Annotated in this window: 7 protein-coding genes; 5 read left to right on the forward strand and 2 right to left on the reverse strand. The window is 64.5% G+C overall.

Features of this window, described 5'->3' with window-relative positions; genetic code table 11:
• The first annotated feature begins 16 nt into the window (after nucleotides 1-16).
• Complete coding sequence (locus tag AC1D00_RS20715) at nucleotides 17-901, forward strand: LysR family transcriptional regulator (RefSeq protein WP_477011950.1); 885 nt, start codon at nucleotides 17-19, stop codon at nucleotides 899-901.
• Nucleotides 902-1,038: 137 nt separating this feature from the next.
• Here AC1D00_RS20715 and AC1D00_RS20720 read toward each other — a convergent pair whose 3' ends face one another.
• Nucleotides 1,039-1,458 carry a PaaI family thioesterase gene (locus AC1D00_RS20720; RefSeq protein WP_404552522.1) on the reverse strand — a complete coding sequence of 140 codons (420 nt, stop codon included), beginning with the start codon at nucleotides 1,456-1,458 and terminating at the stop codon, nucleotides 1,039-1,041.
• 214 nt (nucleotides 1,459-1,672) lie between these two features.
• Entirely contained in the window at nucleotides 1,673-2,842 is a 1,170-nt protein-coding gene (pobA, locus tag AC1D00_RS20725) for a 4-hydroxybenzoate 3-monooxygenase (RefSeq protein ID WP_477011947.1), read from the reverse strand.
• A gap of 260 nt (nucleotides 2,843-3,102) precedes the next feature.
• Here pobA and AC1D00_RS20730 point away from each other — a divergent pair, with 260 nt between their 5' ends.
• The 4 genes from AC1D00_RS20730 to AC1D00_RS20745 all read left to right on the forward strand — a co-directional run bounded on the left by AC1D00_RS20730 (nucleotide 3,103) and on the right by AC1D00_RS20745 (nucleotide 6,656).
• Nucleotides 3,103-4,119 (forward strand): TRAP transporter substrate-binding protein, encoded by a 1,017-nt coding sequence (locus tag AC1D00_RS20730; protein WP_477011948.1) that lies wholly within the window; start codon nucleotides 3,103-3,105, stop codon nucleotides 4,117-4,119.
• A 231-nt stretch (nucleotides 4,120-4,350) separates the two neighbouring features.
• Nucleotides 4,351-4,860, forward strand: coding sequence for a TRAP transporter small permease (locus tag AC1D00_RS20735; RefSeq protein ID WP_025575305.1), 510 nt, complete (start codon nucleotides 4,351-4,353; stop codon nucleotides 4,858-4,860).
• Nucleotides 4,861-4,862: 2 nt separating this feature from the next.
• Nucleotides 4,863-6,182, forward strand: a complete 1,320-nt coding sequence (locus tag AC1D00_RS20740; RefSeq protein WP_477011949.1) for a TRAP transporter large permease — start codon at nucleotides 4,863-4,865, stop codon at nucleotides 6,180-6,182.
• Between the two features lie 12 nt (nucleotides 6,183-6,194).
• Nucleotides 6,195-6,656 (forward strand): DUF3237 domain-containing protein, encoded by a 462-nt coding sequence (locus AC1D00_RS20745; protein WP_404552516.1) that lies wholly within the window; start codon nucleotides 6,195-6,197, stop codon nucleotides 6,654-6,656.
• Nucleotides 6,657-6,748 lie beyond the last annotated feature (92 nt).

Genomic DNA, 6,748 nt, shown 5'->3' on the forward strand with positions numbered 1-6,748 from the left:
TTATGCAATAATGTCCATGGACCGCCTGGACGCCATGCACGTCTTCGTCACCGTCGCCGACCTGCGCGGCTTTGCGCCGGCGGCGCGCAAGCTGCGCCTGTCGCCCTCGGCGGTGACGCGGCTGATCGCGGCGCTGGAAGAGCATCTCGGCGCCCGGCTGTTGCAGCGAACCACGCGGCAGGTGACCCTGACCGACGTCGGCACGCGCTACCTGGAACGCGCCCGGCGCATCCTCGCCGACGTCGAGGAGGCTGACGGCTCGGCGCGGGAAGAGCGCAACCGGCCGAGCGGGCGGCTGGTGGTGTCGGCGCCGGTCGGCTTCGGCCGGCTGCATGTCGGGCCGGTCATGACGGCCTATCTCAAGCGCTATCCCGAGGTTGCCGGCGAATTGCGGCTGTCCGACAATCTCGTCAATCTCGTGGAAGACGCCGTCGACGTGGCGGTGCGGATCGGCCATCTCGCCGATTCCACGCTGGTGGCCCGCCAAGTCGGCGAGATGCGGCGGATCGTGGTGGCCGCACCGAGCTATCTGAAGCGCCATGGCGAGCCGAAGACGCCGGAAGCGCTCGCCTCGCACCAGACCATCCAGTTCGGCCCGGCGACCGAATGGCGTTTCCCGCATGACGGCCGCGACATCGAGGTGACGCCGTCGCCCCGTTTCATCAGCAACAGCGCGGACGCAGCGCTGCAATATGCCGAGGCCGGCGGTGGCATGACGCGGGTGCTGGCGTATCAGGCCGCCGAGGGGCTGAAGCGCGGATGGCTGAAAATCGTGCTGGCGAAATACGAGCAGCCGGCACTACCGATCCATGTCGTCTATCCGACCTCGCGCCTGCTCTCGGCCAAGGTGCGCGCCTTCATCGATCTCGTGGTGGAGACGGCGGAGTGGCGGTTCGGGTGAGCGCTCGTGTCCCGGACGCGCCGCGAAGCGGCGCAGAGCCGGGACCCAGAAGCCAGAGAGTCATTTGCGGATGGATGGGCCCCGGCTCTGCAGCGCACCGCTGAAGACGCGCTGCGCTGCGTCCGGGGCACGAGACATCACCCCTTCTTCGGCACCACACGAAACGTCCCGCTGGCGCGCGCGATCACGGTGTCGTCGGCCTTGACCAGGCACTGCGCGAAACAGATCGTGCTGCCGGTCTTGATCGCCTCGCCCTCGACCGCGAGCCATTGGCCGATCTCGGCGGCGCCGACGAAGTCGACCGACAACGAGATCGTCACGAAGGACGTCGTCCAGCCGGTCGCCTGTGCGCAGCTGTAACCCATGGCGGCATCGGCGAGCGCCGCGATGAGCCCGCCATGGATCAACCCGCGCGCGTTGGTGTGCGGCCTGGCCAGGCGCAGGCCGATGATCACGGCCTTGTCGGTTTTCTTCGAATAGAGCGGCTCCCAGGGATCGGTGAGCGGGGCTTTGCGGAAATGCGGCTCGAAGCCGGCGGGAATGTCGGTGGCGGTCATGGCTGTCTCGCGTTGCTGGTTGGCGCCATTGAACGCGATGTCGATGACGGTTTCACCGCCTACAAAGTTTTAAACGGAATTTGCGCGGGTGTTTGAAATGGCCTCCTCTGTCATTGCGAGGAGCTCTTGCGACGAAGCAATCCAGACTGCCTCCTCGGAAGGACTCTGGATTGCTTCGCTACGCTCGCAATGACGATGTGGCAACAGCGTGCCTCTAAAACGGCAGCCCCACATAATTCTCCGACAGCGAGGTCATCGCGGCCTGCGAGTGCGTGACGTAGTCGAGCTCGGCGAGCTGGATCCGGGCACCGATGCTACCGGTGTCGGGGAATTTGTGCAGCATCGAGGTCATCCACCAGGAGAAGCGCACGGCTTTCCAGACGCGCGCGAGCGCCTTGGCGGAATAGGCGTCGATGCCGGCGCTGGACTTCTCGTCGTAGAATTCGCGCAGCGCGCTCGACAGATAATGTGCGTCGCTGGCCGCCAGGTTCAATCCCTTGGCCCCGGTCGGCGGCACGATGTGGGCGGCATCGCCGCACAGGAACATCCTGCCGAAGCGCATCGGCTCCGCGACGAAGCTGCGCAACGGAGCGATGCTCTTCTCGATCGAGGGACCGGTGACGAGGCGGTCAGCCGCCTCCTGGTCGAGCCGGCGCTTCAATTCGTCCCAGAAGCGGTCGTCCGGCCATTGGTCGACGTGGTCGTCCAGCGAGCACTGCACGTAGTGGCGGCTGCGCTTCATCGAGCGCATGGTGCAGAGCGCAAAGCCGCGGGCGTGGTTGGAGTAGATCAGCTCGTGGCTGACCGGCGGCGTCTCGGAGAGGATGCCGAGCCAGCCGAACGGATAGACCCGCTCGAACTCCTCGATCGCCGAGGCCGGGACGCTGGCGCGGCTGACGCCGTGGAAACCATCGCAACCGGCGATGAAATCGCAATCCAGCGTGTGGGTGACGCCGTCCTTGACCCAGGTCACGCGCGGGCGACTGCCATCGAAGTCGTGCGGCTGCACGTCCCTGGCCTCGTAGACCGTAGTGAGGCCGGCCGCCTTGCGCGCGTTCATCAGGTCGAGCGTGACCTCGGTCTGGCCGTAGATCATGACCGTCTTGCCGGTCGCCGCCTTCATGTCGATGCGATGACGGCGGCCGGAAAAGGCGAGCTCGATGCCCTCATGCACCAGGCCTTCGGCATGCGCCCGCGCACCGGCGCCGACCTGGTCGAGCAGCGCGACAGTTCCCTCCTCCAGGAGACCGGCGCGGATGCGGCCGAGCACGTAGTCCGGGCTCTGCCGCTCCAGGATGACGTTGTCGATGCCGTAATGGTGCAGCAGTTGCCCAAGCAACAATCCGGCCGGCCCGGCCCCGATGATTGCGACTTTTGTCCGCAATACTTGCTCCTCCCGATCCTGTAGGTTTTCGCCGCCGCTCGCTTGTCGCGTCGGTCCGCGCAAGATAATTATATCATATAATCGTTGGGCAAAGGGGAGTGCGCCGGAGCAGCGACAGATCCATGCAACATGGCTGACGTAGATGACGCGGCGGCACGCCACGCCAGTTCCGACTTGAACGCGCCGGCAAATTAGATAACATGTTAAATAACGAGACCGGGCCATCGAAGCCCGCCGTCGAAAACAGGGAGAGACGTGTGATGAGGAAAGCCTGTCTGGCTTTGTTGCTCGCAGCAAGCGTGACGCCCGCGTTGGCGCAGGACAAGACCTTCGATTTGAAGATCTCGCACTGGGTGCCCGCTTCGCATCCCCTCCAGAAATCGCTGGAAGACTGGGCGGCCGCGGTCGAGAAGGATTCCGGCGGCACCATCAAGGGCAAGGTGTTTCCGGCCCAGCAGCTCGGCAAGGCGTTCGATCATTACGACATGGCGCGCGACGGCATCGCCGACGTCACCTATGTCAATCCAGGCTACCAACCCGGCCGCTTCGCGATCGTCGGCGCCGGCGAATTGCCGTTCCTGATCTCGGATGCCAAGGGCGGCTCGATGGGGCTGGACGCCTGGTATCGCAAATATGCCGAGAAGGAGATGAAGGACGTCAAATACTGCCTCGCCTTCGTCCACTCACCCTCGTCCTTCCACTCCCGCACCAAGAAGATCGTGACGCCGGAGGACGTGAAGGGTCTGAAGATTCGCCCGGCGCACGCCACCATGGCGAACTTCGTCACCTCGCTCGGCGGCACCAATGTGCAGTCCTCCGCGCCCGAAGTGCGTGACATCATCGAGCGCGGCGTCGCCGACGGCGTCACCTTCCCCTGGGGCTCACTGGTGCTGTTCGGCATAGACAAGGTGACCAAGTACGACATGGAGGCGCCGCTCTACACCACGACCTTCGTCTTCGTGATCAACAAGGACAAGTACAACGCCATGTCCGACAAGCAGAAGGCCGCGATCGACAAGAACTGCTCGGTCGAGATGGCGGGCGTGGTCGGCGAGCACTGGGGCAAGTTCGAGGATGCCGGCATCGACAAGGTCAAGGCGGAATCCAATCATGAAGTCTACAAGCTGACCCCCGAGCAGGCCGCCGCCTGGAAGAAGGCCGCCGAGCCGCTGGTCAAGACCTGGTCCGAGGGCGCGAAAAAAGCCGGCGCCGATCCGGACACAGCACTCGCGGACCTGAAGGCCTCGCTGAAGAAGTACAACGCGCTGGCGGAGTGACGCCAAGCTGCGGCCGCGGCCGGCTCTCTTCTTCCCCCTCCGTTCTTACGGGGAGAGGGTCGGGGTGAGGGGCCGCTTCCGCAAAAGTTGGTGACAGCTGGACTCGCGGAGAATCCCCCTCACCCGGAATCCGTGCTTGCGCGCGCATTCCGGCCTCTCCCGGCAAGCGGGGAGAGGCGAACGACCGCCTTCTGAGCCGAGAGCGAGAATGAGATCACGTAGGACACACCCATGAAGCGCGCCTGGATGGATCGCTTTATCGACACGATCGAATGGATCGCGGCCGGCTTCGTCGGCCTCGTTGCGCTCGACATCTTCCTGTCGGTGCTGCTGCGCAACACGCTGAACTATTCGATCCCCGACAGTTTCGATATCGGCCGCATGCTGCTCGGCATCCTGATCTTCTGGGGCATCGCCGCGACCTCCTATCGCGGCACCCACATCACGGTCGACCTGGTCTGGGGCAATGTCGGGCCGCGCTACCAGCGCTGGATCGACGTGTTCGCGACCCTGGTGCTGCTGTTCGTCGTCACCGTGCAGACCTGGACCTTGTTCGACAAGGTGCGCGGCACCTACAACGACAACGTCCAGACCTTCGACATGCACATGCCGACCTGGCCGTTCTTCGCGGTCGCCTGGATCGGCGACGTCTCGGCCGTGCTGCTGATCGCGATCCGCACCTACCGGCTGATCTTCCATCCCGAAGAAATGCACGATCCCAAGCTGAAGGCGACGGAGTAATCATGAGCACCGATGCCGTCGCCGTAATCGGCTTCGTTTCCCTGTTTGCGCTGATGCTGCTGCGCGTGCCCGTCGGCATGGCCATGGGCCTCGTCGGCGTCTCCGGCTTCTCCTATCTGGTCGGCGCCACGCCGGCGCTGAAGCTGGTCGGCCAGACCTCGATGCGCACGGTCACCGACTACACGTTCGGCGTCATTCCGATGTTCCTGCTGATGGGCTCCTTCGTCAGCAATTCCGGCATGAGCCGCGAGCTGTTCCGCGCCGCCAACGGCTTTGTCGGGCATTTGCGCGGCGGGCTCGGCATCGCCACCGTCGGCGCCTGCGGCGGCTTTGCCGCGATCTGCGGCTCCTCGGTCGCAACCGCCGCGACCTTCTCCGCCGTCGCCTATCCCGAGATGCGCCGCTTCGGCTATCCGCAGTCGTTCGCTACCGGCGTGATCGCGGCCGGCGGCACGCTCGGCGCGATGCTGCCGCCCTCCACCGTGCTGGCGGTCTACGGCATCATCACCGAGCAGGACATCGGAAAGCTCTTCATCGCCGGCATCATTCCGGGCCTGCTGGCGATGACCATGTACATGATCACGATCGCCCTGATCGGATACTTCCGGCCGGACTTCCTGCCCAAGGGCAAGGTGCTGCCGTGGCGCGAGCGCTTTGCCGGGCTGAAGGAGATCTGGGCGCCGGTCCTGCTGTTCGTCTTCGTCATCGGCGGCCTCTACGGCCTGCCCTTCCTGCCGCGCTTCACGCCGACGGAAGCCGGCGGCGTCGGCGCCACCGGTGCCTTCATCATCGGCGTGCTGACCGGCCGGCTCGACCGCGAGAAGATTCTGGCCTCGCTGCTCCAGRCGACGCGGACCGCGGCCGCCGTGTTCACCGTGCTGATCGGCGCGCTGATCTTCGGCTATTTCCTCACGGTGACGCAGACCCCGCAGAAGGTGACTGAATTCCTCACCGGCCTCGGCCTCGGCCCCTACGGCGTGCTGGCGCTGATCATGGTGATGTATCTCGTGCTCGGCTGCCTGATGGACGCCATGGCGATGATCATCCTGACCGTGCCGATCATCTTCCCCGTCATCATGCATCTCGGATTCGACCCGATCTGGTTCGGCGTCATCATCGTGATGACGGTCGAACTCGGCCTGATCCATCCGCCGGTCGGCATGAACGTCTTTGTCATCAAGAGCGTGGTGAAGGACGTCTCCTTCTCCACCATCTTCAAGGGCGTGATCCCGTTCGTCGCGACGGATCTGGTGCGGCTGGTGATCCTGATCGCCTTCCCGCTGCTGGCGACGTGGCTGCCGACGCGGATGATGGCGCATTGACGAGGTGAAGCGATGACCACGCCGACGTTAGAGACGAAGTACGCCTTCACCATCACCGCGCGCATCGGCGACGTCGTCACCGCCGGCGAGACCGGCATCGGCGTGCGCCGCATCATCCCGATCGTCGGCGGCGAGGTTAAGGGCGCTGTCAACGGCAAGGTTCTGCCCTTCGGCGCCGACTTCCAGACCATCCGCCCCAACGAGCTGATCGACCTTGAAGCGAAATACGCCTTCGAGACCGACGACGGCGCCGTCGTCTATGTCGAGAACAAGGGCATGCGCTTCGGCCCGGTCGAGCTGTTGCAGAAGCTCAAGCGCGGCGAGGCAGTCGACCCGAAACTGATCTATTTCCGCACCGTGCCGAGATTCGAGACCGGGCATGAAAACTATCGCTGGCTGATGCAGCACATCTTCGTCGCGTCAGCCGCGCGGCATGCGGACCGCGTGGTGATCGACGTGCACCAGGTGATGTGAGGAATCTGTCTATGCCCGGGGGCGGACCTGGTTCAGGATGTGATCTGCGCAAAGTTGTGCAGACCACGGGAGTCCCACCATGTCTCTTATGG

The organism is Bradyrhizobium sp. P2_E8 (assembly GCF_056403875.1).